16 protein-coding genes are annotated in these 15,117 nt (G+C 70.1%); 7 read left to right on the plus strand and 9 right to left on the minus strand.

Annotation, left to right across the window (positions count from 1 at the left end; translation table 11 throughout):
• Positions 1–12: 12 nt before the first annotated feature.
• Positions 13–714, minus strand: coding sequence for a response regulator transcription factor (locus H4281_RS31055; RefSeq protein WP_009072764.1), 702 nt, complete (start codon positions 712–714; stop codon positions 13–15).
• A gap of 42 nt (positions 715–756) precedes the next feature.
• On the opposite strand from H4281_RS31055, the gene hisN reads away from it, so the two are divergent.
• A complete protein-coding gene (gene hisN, locus H4281_RS31060) occupies positions 757–1,548 on the plus strand; it encodes a histidinol-phosphatase (RefSeq protein ID WP_182894450.1) in 792 nt (263 codons plus the stop codon).
• Here the strand turns inward: hisN and H4281_RS31065 are convergent.
• The 6 genes from H4281_RS31065 to H4281_RS31090 form a co-directional block, all read right to left on the minus strand.
• Entirely contained in the window at positions 1,542–1,805 is a 264-nt protein-coding gene (locus H4281_RS31065; RefSeq protein ID WP_037816012.1) for a hypothetical protein, read from the minus strand. The two genes, hisN and H4281_RS31065, sit on opposite strands and share 7 nt — an antisense overlap.
• A complete protein-coding gene (locus H4281_RS31070) occupies positions 1,802–2,602 on the minus strand; it encodes a TNT domain-containing protein (RefSeq protein ID WP_237598052.1) in 801 nt (266 codons plus the stop codon). The genes H4281_RS31065 and H4281_RS31070 overlap by 4 nt, the downstream gene beginning before the upstream one ends.
• An 82-nt stretch (positions 2,603–2,684) precedes the next feature.
• Positions 2,685–3,263, minus strand: coding sequence for a GNAT family N-acetyltransferase (locus H4281_RS31075; protein WP_182894452.1), 579 nt, complete (start codon positions 3,261–3,263; stop codon positions 2,685–2,687).
• Positions 3,253–4,182 (minus strand): hydroxymethylglutaryl-CoA lyase, encoded by a 930-nt coding sequence (locus H4281_RS31080; protein ID WP_182894453.1) that lies wholly within the window; start codon positions 4,180–4,182, stop codon positions 3,253–3,255. The genes H4281_RS31075 and H4281_RS31080 overlap by 11 nt, the downstream gene beginning before the upstream one ends.
• Before the next feature lies 1 nt (position 4,183).
• Entirely contained in the window at positions 4,184–4,759 is a 576-nt protein-coding gene (locus H4281_RS31085) for a PH domain-containing protein (RefSeq protein ID WP_182894454.1), read from the minus strand.
• An 83-nt stretch (positions 4,760–4,842) separates the two neighbouring features.
• Positions 4,843–5,652: a biotin--[acetyl-CoA-carboxylase] ligase gene (locus H4281_RS31090; protein WP_182894455.1), complete on the minus strand. Its 810-nt coding sequence runs from the start codon at positions 5,650–5,652 to the stop codon at positions 4,843–4,845.
• Between the two features lie 80 nt (positions 5,653–5,732).
• Here H4281_RS31090 and H4281_RS31095 point away from each other — a divergent pair, with 80 nt between their 5' ends.
• Entirely contained in the window at positions 5,733–6,842 is a 1,110-nt protein-coding gene (locus H4281_RS31095) for a C40 family peptidase (protein WP_312872212.1), read from the plus strand.
• Between the two features lie 135 nt (positions 6,843–6,977).
• A complete protein-coding gene (locus H4281_RS31100; protein WP_312872213.1) occupies positions 6,978–7,484 on the plus strand; it encodes a hypothetical protein in 507 nt (168 codons plus the stop codon).
• On the opposite strand, the gene H4281_RS31105 is transcribed toward H4281_RS31100, so the two are convergent.
• Positions 7,444–10,371, minus strand: coding sequence for an ATP-binding protein (locus H4281_RS31105; protein WP_182894458.1), 2,928 nt, complete (start codon positions 10,369–10,371; stop codon positions 7,444–7,446). The two genes, H4281_RS31100 and H4281_RS31105, sit on opposite strands and share 41 nt — an antisense overlap.
• A gap of 70 nt (positions 10,372–10,441) precedes the next feature.
• On the opposite strand from H4281_RS31105, the gene H4281_RS31110 reads away from it, so the two are divergent.
• The 3 genes from H4281_RS31110 to H4281_RS31120 all read left to right on the plus strand — a co-directional run bounded on the left by H4281_RS31110 (position 10,442) and on the right by H4281_RS31120 (position 13,212).
• Positions 10,442–11,302, plus strand: a complete 861-nt coding sequence (locus H4281_RS31110; RefSeq protein ID WP_182894459.1) for an alpha/beta fold hydrolase — start codon at positions 10,442–10,444, stop codon at positions 11,300–11,302.
• 134 nt (positions 11,303–11,436) lie between these two features.
• Entirely contained in the window at positions 11,437–12,273 is an 837-nt protein-coding gene (locus H4281_RS31115; RefSeq protein WP_182894460.1) for an alkaline phosphatase family protein, read from the plus strand.
• A 111-nt stretch (positions 12,274–12,384) separates the two neighbouring features.
• Positions 12,385–13,212: an NBR1-Ig-like domain-containing protein gene (locus H4281_RS31120; RefSeq protein ID WP_182894461.1), complete on the plus strand. Its 828-nt coding sequence runs from the start codon at positions 12,385–12,387 to the stop codon at positions 13,210–13,212.
• A gap of 125 nt (positions 13,213–13,337) precedes the next feature.
• Here H4281_RS31120 and H4281_RS31125 read toward each other — a convergent pair whose 3' ends face one another.
• Entirely contained in the window at positions 13,338–14,321 is a 984-nt protein-coding gene (locus tag H4281_RS31125; RefSeq protein WP_246412435.1) for a GlxA family transcriptional regulator, read from the minus strand.
• Positions 14,322–14,391: 70 nt separating this feature from the next.
• Here H4281_RS31125 and H4281_RS31130 point away from each other — a divergent pair, with 70 nt between their 5' ends.
• Positions 14,392–15,093, plus strand: a complete 702-nt coding sequence (locus tag H4281_RS31130; protein ID WP_182894463.1) for an NAD(P)H-dependent oxidoreductase — start codon at positions 14,392–14,394, stop codon at positions 15,091–15,093.
• The last annotated feature ends 24 nt before the right edge of the window (positions 15,094–15,117 follow it).

Raw genomic sequence — 15,117 nt, forward strand, 5'->3', positions numbered from 1 at the left:
GCTCATCGGCGGCTACTCGACATTGAACCGGAACCCGACGCCGCGCACGGTCGCGATGCGCCGTTCGGCGTCGGAGTGCGCCGGCTTCGCCTGCCTGCCCGCCGCCTCGTCGGCGGCGACCGCGAGTTTGCGGCGCAGCCAGGACATGTGCATGTCGAGCGTCTTCGACGTCTTGGACTCGAGGTCGTTCCACACCTCGGCGAGGATCTCGTCGCGGCTGACGACCTGCCCGGCCCGGCTCATCAGCACGCGCAGCAGCTCGAACTCCTTGTTCGCCAGCTGTACCTCGTGCGAGTCCACAGTGACCAGTCGCGCGCCGAGGTCCATCCGGACGCCGCCCGCTTCGAGCACCTCCGGCACCCGGCGGCGCAGCAGCGCGCGGATCCGCGCGAGCAGTTCGGCGAGCCGGAACGGCTTGGCCACGTAATCGTCCGCGCCCGCGTCGAGGCCGACGACGAAATCGACCTCGTCGGTGCGCGCGGTGAGCATCAGCACCGGCAGTTCGGTGCCGCTCGCGCGCAGTCTGCGGCACACTTCCAGCCCGTCCATCCCGGGCAGCCCGAGATCGAGCACGAGCAGGTCGACCCGGTGCGCGGCGGTCGCGGCGAGCACCGCCGGGCCGTCGGTGACGACCTCGATCTCGTACCCCTCCCGGTGCAGCGCGCGGGACAGCGGCTCGGCGATGGCCGGATCGTCTTCGGCAAGTAGGACCATGCTCACCTGGCCAACCTTACGGCGAACGGGCGTGAAACCATCGTGACCGTGCCTGCCTACTCGGATGACCTCGTTCTCGCCACCCGGCTGGCGGACGCCGCCGACGCGCTGACCACTGCCCGTTTCCGTGCGCTCGACCTCGCGGTGTCCGCGAAACCGGACCGCACGCCGGTGACCGACGCCGACACGGCCGTCGAGGACGCGATCCGCGAAATCCTCGCCGCGCAGCGGCCCGGCGACACGGTCGCGGGCGAGGAACGCGGCGGTTCGGCGGGCAGCGAGGGCCGGGCGTGGGTGATCGACCCGATCGACGGGACCAAGAACTTCCTCCGCGGCGTCCCGGTGTGGGCGACGCTGATCGCACTCGTCGAGGACGGCACGCCGGTGGTCGGCATGATCAGCGCGCCGTTGCTGGGCCGGCGCTGGTGGGCGGCTCGCGGCGAGGGCGCGCACTTGCGCGACGCGGCCGGCGAACGGCGCATGTCGGTGTCGAAGGTGGCGACGCTCGGCGACGCCTATCTGTCCACGACGGACTTGAACAGCTGGACCGAATACCACTCCCGCGAGAAGTACCTCGCGCTCACCGAGGCGTGCTGGGAGTCCCGCGCGTTCGGCGATTTCTGGAGCCACTGCCTCGTCGCCGAGGGCGCGATGGACGTCGCCGCCGAGTGCATCGTGAACCCGTGGGACGTCGCGGCCGCGCAGGTGATCGTCACCGAGGCGGGCGGCCGGTTCACCGATCTTTCCGGTGCCGAGACCTACGAGGGCGGCTCAGCACTGTCCACGAACGGCCTCCTGCACGACGAGGCGCTGGCGGTCCTGCGCCGTCAGTGAGCGCCGGGCAGCACGCCGACCGCGCCGCGCGCCACCTGTGACCAGGTCAGCCTGCCGAAGAGGTAGTGGCAGGCGACCTGTTCGGAGGTGAACGCGGCCCAGTCGTAGCGGTTGCCCTGCTCGCGCCAGAACACTTCCCAGCCGCCGTCGGCGGTCGGCAGCAGGCACCACGTGTTGTCCGCTTCCCTGCCGATCGACACGACTTCCCCGGGCACTCCGATGACGTCCAGCCATTTGCGAATCGACTGGGTGTTCATCGTGCCTCCCGCGTGACGTCGACCAGGAATCCCAGCGTGACCAGTTCGTCCGCGGAGAGCACCGCACGGTAGCGGATCCCGCCGCCCGGCCCGTCGAACCACTCCGCCGACGTGGCTTGCCACACCGGCATCGGCTTCAGCACGCGGTAACGGCGGTAGCCGGAACGCAGCGCGGCGGGCGGCAACGCGCGTTCCGCGAACGGCGTGCCGTCCGGTGCGAACACCCGGCCGTGGTCGCTGCCGAAGCGGTCCAGCACCGTGTTTTCCGGCAGTACCACCGGATTCGGCTCTTCGACGCCGCCTTCCGCGGGCGGCCACACGTACTCGGCGCCGGCTACGAACCGGCGCTCCCACTCGGGACCTTCCGGCGGCACATAGCCTTCGACGACCGACTCGGGCGGCTCCGGATCCACCGGCGGCGCGGGCGAACGACGGAAACCCTGCTTGACGTACCCGAGCACCGCGGTGTCGTCGAGCAATGCCGATTCCGGATGGTCGAACAGCGGACGCCGGGCGACCCCGTCCGAGGGCAGCGGCAACTGCCGGTCCGGACGGTCCGCCGCCACCGGCAAATGCCCGAGCGGGAACATGTGGACCGCGAACAGCGCCAGCACGCTTTCCCGGTCCGTGCGCGGAGAACCGACCGGCGGACGGCTGTGCGCGGGCAGCACGCCGGTGCCCGAAGGCGGGGTGGGCACCTCGTCGAAGCCGCGGTGCAGCAGCCCGCCGTATTGGGCGGGCACGCGCACCGGGCCGGTGGCGACGTCGGTGTCTGCCGGTTCGGGCTGGTCGGACACTGGCACCCTCTTCTCGGTCGTGCCGGCACCGGATCGGACGCTCGCCCGTACCGGAAGGTTCCGGGCGAGCGGGAAACCCACCTTATCGGGCGATCGCGATGCGCCGACGCACCAACGCGCGGGCCGTGCCGCGCTTCTCGACCACCTCGAACCCCGCGTCGGTGAACATGCCGGTGCTGCCGTGATAGAGGTCCGACGAGGTCGACCGGGGCCCGATCTCGACCGGGTACCCCTCGACGCTTTCCGCGCCCTGTTCGGCGGCGTAGTCCACGGCGGCCCGCAGCAACGCCGTCGCCAGCCCGCGCCGACGGCCGCGGCGGTGGATGTAGAAGCAGGTCACCGACCAGACCGCACCGGGTTCGTCCGACGCCATCACGCGCGAGGTGGCCAGCCGCGGATTGTCCTTCCGCGGCGACACGGCCACCCAGCCCAGCGGTTCACCGTCGACAATGCCCAAGAGCCCCAACGATTTCCCGTCCTGAGCCTCGCCTCGGACATGCTCCTTGCGGCCGTCGCGACCGGCGGCCTTGTAGTCCGGGCCGCTGAGCCGGAAGAACGAACACCAGCAGCCGCCCTGCACCCCGCCGGGGCCGAAGAGCTGCTCGAACAACGGCCACGTCTCCGCGCTGAGCGGGACGAACTCGGGAGTGCTATCCGGCAAGCGCGTTCACAACCCGCGACGGCGACGGACGGCCCAGCTGCCCGGCCATCCACACGCTGGTCTCCACCAGCTTGCCGAGATCGACCCCGTGCTCCACGCCGAGCCCCTCCAGCAGCCAGACCAGATCCTCGGTCGCCAGGTTGCCGGTCGCCGACTCGGCGTACGGGCAGCCGCCGAGCCCGCCTGCCGAGGAGTCCACAGTGGACACCCCGGCGCGGAGCGCGGCCTCGGTGTTGGCCAGCGCCTGGCCGTAGGTGTCGTGGAAGTGCACGGCCAGGGCCGACGTGTCGCCGAACGCCTCGATCAGCCGGGTGACCTGGTTCGTGGTGGCGACGCCGATGGTGTCGCCGAGCGAGAGCTGCGAGCAGCCGAAGTCGAGCAGCCGCTTGCCCGCCCGCACGACCTGCTCCACGTCGACCACGCCCTCCCACGGGTCGCCGAAGCACATCGACAGGTAGCCGCGGACCTCCAGGCCCTCCTTGCGGGCCCGCGTGACGACCGGTTCGAACATGCCGAACTGGTCGTCGAAGGTCGAGTTCAGATTGCGCTGGGCGAAGGTCTCGGTGGCGCTGGCGAAGATCGCGATGTGGTCGACACCCGCTTCGAGCGCGCGGTTGAGGCCGCGGTCGTTCGGGACCAGCACCGGGTAGCGGACGCCGTCGTGGCGGTCGAGCCCGGCGAGCAGTTGTTCGGCGTCGGCGAGCTGCGGGACCCACTTCGGATGCACGAAGCTGGTCGCCTCGAGGGTGGTGAGCCCGGAGCCGGCGAGCCGGTCCAGGAATTCGAGCTTGACCTCGACCGGCACGACCGAGCTCTCGTTCTGCAGCCCGTCGCGCGCCCCGACCTCCCAGATCTCGACCCGCGGCGGCAACCCGCCCGCGGGGACCCGTTCCGGCAGGCCGACCTCTCGAGCACCCACGTCAGCGTCTCCTTCCGCGCGGTTCCCGGCCGCGCGGGGGCAGAGGTTCGGTGTCCTGCGGACCGGGCGCGCCGTGGTAGTCGTCGTAGGGATTGTCGTTGACTTCGCGGTAAATGACCGTATGCACGTGCTCGACGTGGGGAATGTCATCGAAGCGCAGCGGCTCGTCCGAGGCCGACTCGATGATGAGCGTGCCGCAGCCGAAGATCCGGTCGAGCAGGCCGTGCTCGAACTGCACGCTGTTGATCCGCGACAGCGGGATGTCGATGCCGGTGCGCTTGAGCACGCCTTCGCGCGCGATCAGCCGGTCGGTGGTCACGATGAAGTGCGTCGTGCGCCAGCGGACCAGCGGCGCGAGGAACAGCCATACCACGAAGATCAGCGCCACCGCGGCGACCGCGATCATCGTGATGTTGTTCCACGGCCCAGCGAAGTCCTTGGCGACCACGAGCAGCCACACCGCCGCCCCGACGGTGATCACGAACGCCAGGAACGGGAAGATCAGCATCTTGAAATGCGGGTGGCTGTGCACCACCACGCGTTCGTTCTGGCTGAGCAAATCGTCCGGATAGGCCACGGCGGGCGCTCCCCTGCGAATGTGTGCCGATGTGGTGGATCCACCGTACCGGCGCTGGCCTCGCGCGGGCGCGCCCGTTCCGGTCAAGCGGGGCGGACGTGCACCACATCACCGGCGAAAACCGTCAGCCGCCGCCCGTCGGGGACGTCGACCTGCAACTGGCCGGACGCGTCGAGGTCCGCGGCGCGGCCGGTGAGCGTCGACCCGTCCGGCAGCTGCACCTGCACGTCCTGGCCGAGCGTCGCGCAGCGGGCGCGGTAGTCGCCGAGCAGACCGGCCTCGGTGAGGTCGCCGCCCGCCGTCCGCCAGCGGCGTTCGAGGTCGTCGAGCCTGGTCAGCAGGCCGAGCGCGACCTCGGTGCGGTCGGTGGTCGTCGCGCCCTGCTCGGCGAGCGAGGTCGCGGGCAGCCCGCCCGGGCCGGCCGGGACGTCGTCGCCCAGAGGCAGGACGTTCAGTCCGATGCCGAGCACCACGGCCGCGTTGCCGGTGCCGACGGCCTCGGCGAGGATGCCCGCGCACTTGGCCCGCTCGGGCCCGGCGAGCACGTCGTTAGGCCATTTGAGGGCGGCGTCGACGCCCAAATCGGTGGCGAGCGCGTGCACTGCGAGACCGGCGACCACAGACAGTGAGCCGAGCGCGGAGAACGGCACGCCCGCCGGGCGCAGCGCGATGCTCAGGTACAGCCCGGCGCCCTTCGGCGAACTCCACGACCGAGCCCGTCGTCCTACCCCGGCCGTCTGGTGTTCGGCCAGCAAAACGGTCCGGTCCTCCGCGCCCGCGACAAGGGCTTCCCGCAGGTCAGCGTTGGTGGAACCGGTCGTCTCCACGACGTCGAGGCGGGTGTAGCGGCCGCCGAGTCCGTCCCGCAGCCGCGCCGCGTCGAGTTCAGCCATGTGCCCACAATATGAGAGTCCCCCTAACGTGCAAGCCGTTCGCTCGTTACCCAGAGGTGCGCTCTTCTAGATTGGACGCCGTGACGCCGGAGACCCCCACCGCCGACGCGCCGCCGAAGCCCACTTGGGCTCGCGGCGCGCTGTATCGCGGACTCGTGGCGTTGCCGCTGGTCGCCGGCCTCGCCACCGCGGGCTGGCTGGTTGCCGGACGCGACCAGCCCGCTCCTGTTCCGGCGCAGGCCGCGCTCACCGCGCCGGCACCCGCGCAGACGGTCAGCGGTCCGTCGGTGCTGCAGGCGAGCGCGCCGGTGCAAGCGCAGGAACCGGCACAGGGCGCGGCTGGCGGAGGCGGCGGTCCGGCCCCGCTGCAGAAGTGGGCGGATTCGCTCGCCGGACCGCTGGACATCCCGGCCCCCGCGTTGCTCGGGTACGCCAACGGCGAGCTGACCATGCGCAAGGAGCGCCCGGACTGCCACCTGTCGTGGGTCACGCTGGCGGGCCTCGGCGTCGCCGGCAACAACCACGGCCGTGGCGACGGCGAGCCGATGGGGCTCTCGACGCAGCAGTGGAAGAAGTACGGCGCACAGATCCCCGGCATCGCGAACCCCGCGCTGTCCGACCCGTCGGCCGCGTCCGTCGCCGCGGGACGCGCGTTGTGCGCGAGCGGTGTCGACCTGTCCGCGGGCAATGGCTGGTGGAAGGCGGTCGCCGGTTACGAGAACGGCAGCGGCATGGAGCTGTTCCGGCAGCGAGTGCTCGGCTACGCCCAGCTGTACGCGACGCTTTCGCTGGACCCGGCGAAGGCGAACGCGCCTTCCCTGCACGCCACGCGATTCGCGCTCGGACAACTCGGCCTGCCGTACGTGTGGGGCGGCAACGGCCCGGACGCGGGCGCGGCGGGATTCGACTGCTCTGGTCTCACCAAGGCGTCTTACGACAGCGCCGGGGTCTCCCTGCCGCGCACGGCGGACAGCCAGTTCCGCTCGGTGCCGCCGGTTCCGGGCGGGCAGGAACCGCAGCTGGGCGACCTCGTCTTCTACGGCAGCCCGGCGACGCGCATCCACCACGTGGGGCTGTACCTGGGGAACGGACTGATGATCAACGCGCCGACCGAGGGACAGGCGATTCAGATCCACACGTTCCACCGGCCCGGGGACGACTACGCCGGTGCGGGGCATCCGGCGAACTGACCGCCGGATTCGGCGGAGATCCGTATCCAAGATTCCCGTTTTCGCACGCCGCACCCGTCTGTCGCTTATGCTCCGGAGCATTCTTCCTGACGGGAAAGGCACGCCATGTCCGCTCGCATCCTCCCCTTTCTTGCCGTGGGCGCTGCCCTCCTGATCAGCAGTTGCTCCGGCGAAAGCGGCGGCACCGCCTCTCCCGCGCCCTCGACCGCGCCCGCGTCCTCCTCGGCCGCAACGCAGCCGTCGCCGTCGCCGTCCACCTCCGCGGCACCGTCGTCGTCAGCTGCGGCGGAGTCGGAATCGACTGGCGGGGACGCGGTCGAGCGGTATGAGGCCTTCATGCACGCGGCAGGCAGGCAGGATCTCGCGACGGTGTGCGAGATCGCCGGTCCGGCCGCCAAGAAGGCGGAGGACGAGGGCATGGGACCGTGCGAGAAGACGATGCCGATGGCGTTCCAGCTGATCTCCCCGGCGCAGAAGAAGGCACTCCAGACGGCCACGGTGGACCGGTCCAAGATCAAGGAAGGGGCCAAGCGGGTCGAGATTCCGGCGCGCGCGGTGAAGGCGTCCGTCAAGTTCACCGACAGCGACCTCGGCGACGCGGTTATGGAGAATCGCGGCGGCACATGGTACGTAGTCGACTGACCCACTGCGCCGCACCGGCCCGGCGGGCTACTTCGGCAGCCTTGCGGTAGTGCTCGCCGGGCGGCAATCCCAACCGGACAGCGAGTTCGCCCAGGTAATAGGCGACCGGGCCGAGGGTCACCATGCCGGAACCGGCACCGGCCAGTTCGTTCTCCGCGGGGGCCAAGCGCGCGTACAACTCGCGTGCGTCTCCGGTCGATGCGGTGAGGCAAGCGCGCAGTTCCAGGAACAGGTCCGGCCGATCCGGCGGCAGCGTGAAGTCCACTGTGGATTCCAGACCGTGTTGGACGTAAAGGCAATGCCTGGCCAGCGGAAGCAGGCCACGGTCCACTCCGGACATTCCGCTGCCGGGCAACCGGGCCGCGGCGCCGCGGTAGGCGGCTTCCGCGGCAGCGACCGGACCGGTGACGGCCAGGCGGAGCGCGCGGTACCACTCGGTGAACACGCTGACGAGCGGGAGGTCGTACTGCTCCCCCAGCCGATCCGCCGCGGCCGCGTGGGTGTCGGCGGCCACGAAGTCGGCTAGCGCGGAACGAGCCTGCATCAGTATCAGGTGACCGAGCACTTCGAAGGTCACCAGACGGTGCCGAGCAGCCAGTTCGACCAGTTCCTCGCCGATCCGGGCGCGTTCTGGAGCCAGACCAGCGCGGGTGAAGGTCTGCGTCCAGCGTGCGTTCAACGCCAACGCCAGCAACGCCGGATCCTCGGCGGACCGCGCCAGTTTCTCCGCTTCGACAGCGGCGTCGTGGGCGCATTGACCGCCTTCGTTGCGCAGTTCCAACGCGACGGTCGCCAGCAGCCGGGCGCGGACGAGCGGATCGGTGGTGTGCACGCGTTCGGCGGCGCCGGCGATGCGGCGGGCCAGCGCGGGGTCGTCGTTTTCAGTCCAGATTCCCGGCACGTCGAAGGCAGTCAAAACCCGGATGGTCAAAGCGGAATCGTCGCCAGCCAGGTCCAACGCCTCGGCGCGGTAGCGGCGTGCGGCGGCGAGTGATCCGGTGAACGCGGATGTCCGGGCGAGGCCCATCAGCAATTCCACCGTACGCGGGCCTTGCGCCAAAGCCGCTTGCCAGAGCCGAAGTGCTTCGTGCGGCGCGAAATCTCGTTCGGCGCGTTCTGCGGCTGCTTGCGCGTAGGCAGTGCCACGGTCGTCTCCGGCGAGCAGGAAATGGTGGGCCAGTAAGGAAATCTCGGACGGTCGGCGGCTTGCCAAAGCCTCGCCGACTTCGCGGTGCAGCTGTGCGCGTCGAGCGAGCGAAAGATCGTTATAGACAGCATCACGGACGAGCGCATGCGCGAACCGGAACGCGCGCGGTCCGCTTTCGCAGAGAAACCCTGCCTGCACAGCAGTTTCCAGTTCGTCGAGGACATCGCCGAGCAGGCCGAGGTCGACGTCCGCGCCGATCACCGCAGCCTTGCCGAGCACCGCGCGCACGTGGTCGGGCAACGCGGCGATCCGGTTCCGGACAACGTCGCGCACTCCGTCCGGCAGGTCGCCTTCGGCATCCAGCGCGCGGGCGAGTTCCTTGACGAAGAACGGGTTTCCGCCAGATCGCCGGTGAATCACCGCGGCGGACTCGGGACCCACCAATTCGGCCACCGCCTCGACCGAAAGCCCGCCCAGATACAGCCGGACCGGGTCGGCGCGCGCGAGTCTGCCCAACGCCGCGGTCAGTTCCGCGGAGACTTCGGTGGTCCGATACGTCGCGATCAACAGCACCGGAGCCGCGGTCATCGACGTCAACAGCGCCAGGGTTTCCTCGCCCGCCCACTGCACATCGTCCAGCACGAGCAGCAGCGGACCCCGGCGAGCCACCTCCGCGATCCGCGCGGTCACCGCCTGATGCCACTCGAAGCGCGCCACCGCTGGATCGCCGTCCGCAGAGCGCGGCGGGACCGGTTCGCCGAGCGCGGCGAGGATCCGCGTCCAGGGCCAGGCGGGCGGCACCCCGGCACCGTCCGGATTCACGCCCCACGCCGTGGTCCAGCCCAGCCGCGCGGCGAATTCCTCGACCAGCGCCGTCTTGCCCGCGCCTGCCTCGCCGGACACCAGCACGAGCCGGAATCGCTTGCGGTCAGCCACTTCCGCGGCGACCTCAGCGAGCCGGGCCAGCTCCGGATCTCGCCCGGCGAGCCGCCCGGGTACGGACGGCGCCAACTGCGGAGCCTGCGCCAGGATGTCCTGCTCCACCTGCCGCAACGCCGGACCAGGGTCAACTCCAAGCTCCGCCGCCAGCCCGGCCCGCGCCCGGCGCAAAGCGGCAAGCGCGTCACCCTGACGTCCAGCGCGGTACAGCGCGAGCGCCAGCAATCGCCACGCCTCCTCGCGCAGCGGATGAGCGTCCACAAGGGACTCCAGATCCGGCACGGCTTCGGCAGCCCGGCCGAGATCCAGCAAACCAGCCGCCCGACGCTCCAGCGCGAGCAACCGCAGTTCGTCCAGTCGCGACCGTTCGGCACGCGCCCACGGCTCGTCGGCGAACTCCGCGTACGGCTCGCCCCGCCACCAGCCGAGCGCCTCGTCCAACTGCGCGACCGACGGTGTACCGCGCAGCAATGCCTCGAACCGCCACGCGTCGACCTGCTCAGGTTCAGCACGCAGCGCATACCCCGGTCCAGCGGTGACCAGCAGCTTCGCGGGCGTCCGCGGCGGACGGTCCGGTTCGAGCGAACGCCGTAACGCGCCGACGAACGTCTGCACCGCACCGACCGCGCCCGCCCGAGGCTCGGCCCACAACGCGTCGACCAGCGCGTCCGTCGACACCACCTGCCCGCGGGCGACAAGCAGGCGCGCGAGCACCGCACGATGCCGCGGCCCGGGCAACGCCACCGGCCCGCGCGCGTCATGGGCCGCCAACGGGCCCAGCACCGAGAACGAGATGGTCATCAGTTCCGTACTGTAATCAGCTCGCTCGTTGCTGATCGGTTGCTGATCGGCCCGGCGCACGCTGGGTCGCATGAACTTCGATTACCAGCGGGTGCCCGTCGCCGACGGCGTGTCCCTCAACGTGGCGGTCGCGGGCTCCGGCTCGCCGGTCGTCCTTCTGCACGGCTTCCCGCAGACCCATCTGATGTGGCGCCACGTCGCCGCCGACCTCGCCGCCGACCACACCGTGCTGTGCCCTGACCTGCGCGGATACGGCGACAGCGACAAGCCGGCCGACGAGGGCGAGACCTACTCGAAGCGCACCATGGCCGCCGACGTCGTCGCCCTCGCGCGCGCCTTCGGCCACGAGAAGTTCGCGCTCGCCGGACATGACCGCGGCGCGCTCGTCGCGATCCGGGCCGGCCTCGACCACCCGGGCCACGTGTCCCACCTGGCCATCCTCGACGTGCTGCCGACGCTGGACATGTGGGACGTGCTACACGGCGTCACCGCGTCCGTCGCCTTCCACCTCTACCTGATGGCGCAGCCGCCCGGTCTGCCCGAGCAGCTGATCAGCGGCGCGCCGGACGCGTTCTTCAGCTACTTCCTCGACCAGTGGGGCGCGGACCCGGAGTCCATTCCGGCCGACATCCGCGCCCGGTACCTCGAAGCGAGCCGGAACGCCGTCCCATCGATCGTCGCCGACTACCGCGCTTCCGCGGGCATCGACATCGAACACGACCGCGCCGACCGCGCCGCGGGCAATCAGCTGAAGATGCCGGCCACGGTGATTCAGCAGGATTGGGGTGTCGCACTGGGCTACGACGCCGCCGCGCTCTGGCGCGCGTGGGCACCGGACCTTGTGCACGAAACCGTACACAGTGGACATTTCATGGCCGAGACTTCCCCTGCCAGCGTTACGAAATCGCTGCGGGACCTGCTCGCGCGCTGACCCGCCGAAAGTCGTGCCCCGGACGAGTGGTCGCCAGTTATTCACCCACCGATCGCTCTCCGGGACACCTTCGCCGTGGCACGGTCTATGCCGCTCCCACCTGAGCGCGTTTCCCGACCGATCTTGGAGGACCTGTGTTCGGCAAGCGGATCGTGGCCGCCGTCGCGACGGCAATTCTCGGTGCGGCGACCGCCGCCCAACCCGCCTCAGCAGCGGCGTCCGTGCCCACCTTCGACCACGTCGTGCTCGTGATGTTCGAGAACGAATCGTCGACGTCGATCGACTCGACAACCGCGCCCTATTTCGCGTCACTCGCCGCGCAAGGCGCGAACTTCACCGACTCGCACGCCCTGACGCACCCAAGCCAGCCGAACTACGTCGCACTGTTCTCGGGCGACACCCAGGGCGTCACCGACGACACCTGCCCGCAAAACCTCGGCGCAGTGGACAACCTCGATTCGCAGCTCGCCGGCGCGGGGAAAACCTTCACCGGCTACTCGGAGTCCATGCCGTCCGACGGCTACACCGGCTGCTCGTCCGGCGAGTACCGGCGCAAGCACAACAGCTGGGTCGACTTCTCGAACGTGCCCGCGTCGAGCAACCTGCGCTACTCCCGGTTCCCGACGGATTACTCGCAGCTGCCCAGCGTCGCGTTCGTGACCCCGAACATGTGCAACGACATGCACGACTGCTCGGTCGGCACCGGCGACACCTGGCTGAAGAACAACCTCGACGGCTACGCACAGTGGGCCAAGACGCACAACAGCCTGCTGATCGTGACGTTCGACGAGGACGAAGGCACCTCGACGAACCAGATCTACACGTCGTTCACCGGCGCGCACGTGAAGCAGGGGGACTACGCGGAGACGATCAACCACTACACCGTCCTGCGCACTATGGAGGCCGCCAACGGTCTCCCCGGCCTCGGCAACGCGGCGAACGAGACGCCGATCACCGACGCCTGGCAGTGACGCGCACCGGTCGCGACCGCCACGCCGCGGCCGCGGCCGGGGTGCGCCCAGCTGTGCCGAACTGGAATGTCAGACTGGTCCGACCAGCGGATCTGACAACCAGGGAGAGCAATGGGCGACGGGCAATCTGCCGCCGAGGTGCTCTCCGCGGAACTGGCCGCACTGCGCGCGCGGGCCGGGAATCCGTCGTTCCGCAAGATGGCCGACCGCTCCGGGCGGATCTCGCACACCACGCTGCACGAGGCGGTCCGCGGCACCCGGTTCCCGTCGTGGGACACCACGCGCGAGTTCGTCCGGGCCTGCGACGCGGACGAACAGCAGTGGCGGCGACGCTGGGAAGAGCTGAAGGGCGTCCCTCCGGAACCCGCCGTGCCCGTCGTCGATGCGGCCGAGGCCGCCATCGTCAATACGGCGGCGGAACCGGTGCTGATCAGCGCGGAACCGGACGTCCCGGACAAGCCCCGGCGCCGTCGTAAGTACGCACTGGCCGCGGTCGCGTCCGTCGTCGTGCTGGTCGCCGCGGTCGGCGCGATCGTGGTGCCGAAGCTGAAGAGCGGCAGCCTGGTCGACGTCGGCGCGCGCGTTCCCGGCGACAACTCCCTGTTCGTCGGCGACGTGACCGTGCCCGACGGCACAGTGCTCCACGTCGGCGAGACCGTCCAGAAGGTATGGGAACTGCAGAACACCGGCTCGGTGGCCTGGCACCAGCGCTACCTCCAGCGGATGGACCTGCCGCCGAGCCCGGGAACGTGTCGCACCCCGGACCGGGTGCTGATCGGCGACACCCCGCCGGGCGATCACGTGATGGTGAGCGTTCCGCTGACCGCCTCGCCCGCGCCGGGGCGCTGCTGGATCGGCTGGAAGATGGTCGACGCGAACGGCGCGGAGTTCTTCTCCACGCGCCGTCCGGTGTACGTACTGGTGACGGTCGTCTCCTGACCCGTGTCAGATTCTGTAAGACCTGGTCACCGGGGTACCGAACACCCTGGTCCGCTGGCAAGGATGAGTCCCGCTGGGGGTCGGTCCGTGGCAGCTGCGGTCAGCGCTGCCACGGACCGCCGCGTTCAGGCCGGACGCCGGAAGGTGGTCCGGTAGGCGCTCGGCGACACCCCGAGCGCGGCTTGCAGGTGCTGGCGCAGCGACGCCGCCGTCCCGAATCCGCACGCCGCGGCGACCCGGTCGACCGGCAGCTCCGACTCCTCCAGCAACTGCCGCGCACGCTCCACTCGCTGCTGGGTCAGCCACTGCAACGCCGACATCCCGACCTCGTCCCGGAACCGGCGAGTGAACGTCCGCGTGCTCATCGACTCGCGCACCGCCAGGTCGCGCAGCGTGATCGGCTGGTCGAGATGTTCCAGCGCCCACGCCCGCGCAGCCGCGGTGGACGACGACCGCGGTTCCGGCACCGGGCGGCGGATGAACTGGGCCTGCCCGCCCTCGCGATGCGGTGAGACGACCGTGCCGCGAGCGACCTCGTTGGCGACCGCCGCGCCGAAATCGCGCCGGATCATGTGCAGGCAGAGGTCGATGCCGGACGCGACGCCCGCCGAGGTGAAGACGTTGCCGTCCTCGGTGTAGAGCACGTCCGGGTCGAGTTGCACGCGCGGGTATTCGAGCTGGAACTCGCACGCCGAACGCCAGTGCGTGGTCGCGCGGCGGCCGTCGAGCAGGCCCATCGCGGCGAGCACGTACGCGCCGGTGCAGATCGAGGCGATCCGGCTGTCCGGGCACACCAGGCTCATCGCGTGCTTGAGCTGCGGGGTCAGCTGCCGTCCGGTGGGCTCGTACTCGAGCGACGACGCGGGCACGATCACCGTGTCGGCCTCGGCTACTGCCTCCGGGCCCTGCGCGACCGGGATGGCGAAGTCCGAATCAGTGCGGATGTCGCCGGGCTCCGGCGTGCAGGTGATGACCTCGTACAACCGCTCCCCATCAGCGGATTTGGCCTGGCCGAACAGCCGGTGGACGATGCCGAGCTCCATCACGAGCATGCCGTGCCGCACCAGCACCGCGACCTTGTGCCGCTCCGGATGACGAAAAACAGCCATGGCCCGATTCTTGCACAAGGTGGCCATCGGGCCACTGTTTTGGCCGTTTCGCCGGTTGCACCCTGGCCTCATGAACGTCTTGTGGATCTACGCCCACCCCGACCCCGCCTCGCTCAACGGCGCGCTTCGCGACGAGGGCGTCTCGACGCTGCGCGATCTCGGCCACGACGTGCGCGAATCCGATCTCTACGCGATGCACTGGAACCCGGTCGTCGACGAGATCGCGACTGTGCCCGAGGACGTCCGGATCGAGCACGAAAAACTCGGCTGGGCGGACACTGTCGTCGTCCAGTTCCCGCTCTGGTGGGCGGACACCCCGGCCATCCTGAAGGGCTGGTTCGACCGCGTTTTCGTGCAGGGATTCGGCTACGACTACCGCGACGAAACCGGCCACACCCTGCGCTACGGCAACGGCGTCCTGGCAGGCAAACGCGCGATGGTCATCGTCACCGCCGGCGCGCACGAGGACAGCCTCGGCCCGCGCGGCGCGCACGGTTCGCTGGACGATCTGCTGTTCAACGTCCAGCACGCCACGCTCTTCTACACCGGCATGACGGTTCTGCCGCCGCTCAAGGTGACCGGCACGAACCGGATGACACTGGAGAAGTACGACTGCGTCGTCGAGCGGCTGCGCAAACGTTTGCACTCCCTGGAAACGACCGATCCGCTGCCGTACCGCACCCAGGACGGCGGCGACTACGACCGGCGGCTCGTCCTGCTTCCCGAGGTCGCCCCAGGTCAGACCGGGTACGGCGTGCATCTGACGGCTTGACCCGTATATACCTCCATGGTTATA

The sequence above is a fragment of the Amycolatopsis dendrobii genome (assembly GCF_014145675.1).
GTDB classification, from domain to species: domain Bacteria; phylum Actinomycetota; class Actinomycetes; order Mycobacteriales; family Pseudonocardiaceae; genus Amycolatopsis; species Amycolatopsis dendrobii.

Coding starts and splice junctions, on each gene's coding strand:
- H4281_RS31055 (WP_009072764.1), bottom strand. CDS start 714: ATGGTCCTACTTGCCGAAGACGATCCGGCCATCGCCGAGCCGCTGTCC.
- H4281_RS31065 (WP_037816012.1), bottom strand. CDS start 1,805: ATGAACACCCAGTCGATTCGCAAATGGCTGGACGTCATCGGAGTGCCC.
- H4281_RS31090 (WP_182894455.1), bottom strand. CDS start 5,652: ATGGCTGAACTCGACGCGGCGCGGCTGCGGGACGGACTCGGCGGCCGC.
- H4281_RS31105 (WP_182894458.1), bottom strand. CDS start 10,371: ATGACCATCTCGTTCTCGGTGCTGGGCCCGTTGGCGGCCCATGACGCG.
- H4281_RS31110 (WP_182894459.1), top strand. CDS start 10,442: ATGAACTTCGATTACCAGCGGGTGCCCGTCGCCGACGGCGTGTCCCTC.
- H4281_RS31120 (WP_182894461.1), top strand. CDS start 12,385: ATGGGCGACGGGCAATCTGCCGCCGAGGTGCTCTCCGCGGAACTGGCC.
- H4281_RS31125 (WP_246412435.1), bottom strand. CDS start 14,321: ATGGCTGTTTTTCGTCATCCGGAGCGGCACAAGGTCGCGGTGCTGGTG.
- H4281_RS31130 (WP_182894463.1), top strand. CDS start 14,392: ATGAACGTCTTGTGGATCTACGCCCACCCCGACCCCGCCTCGCTCAAC.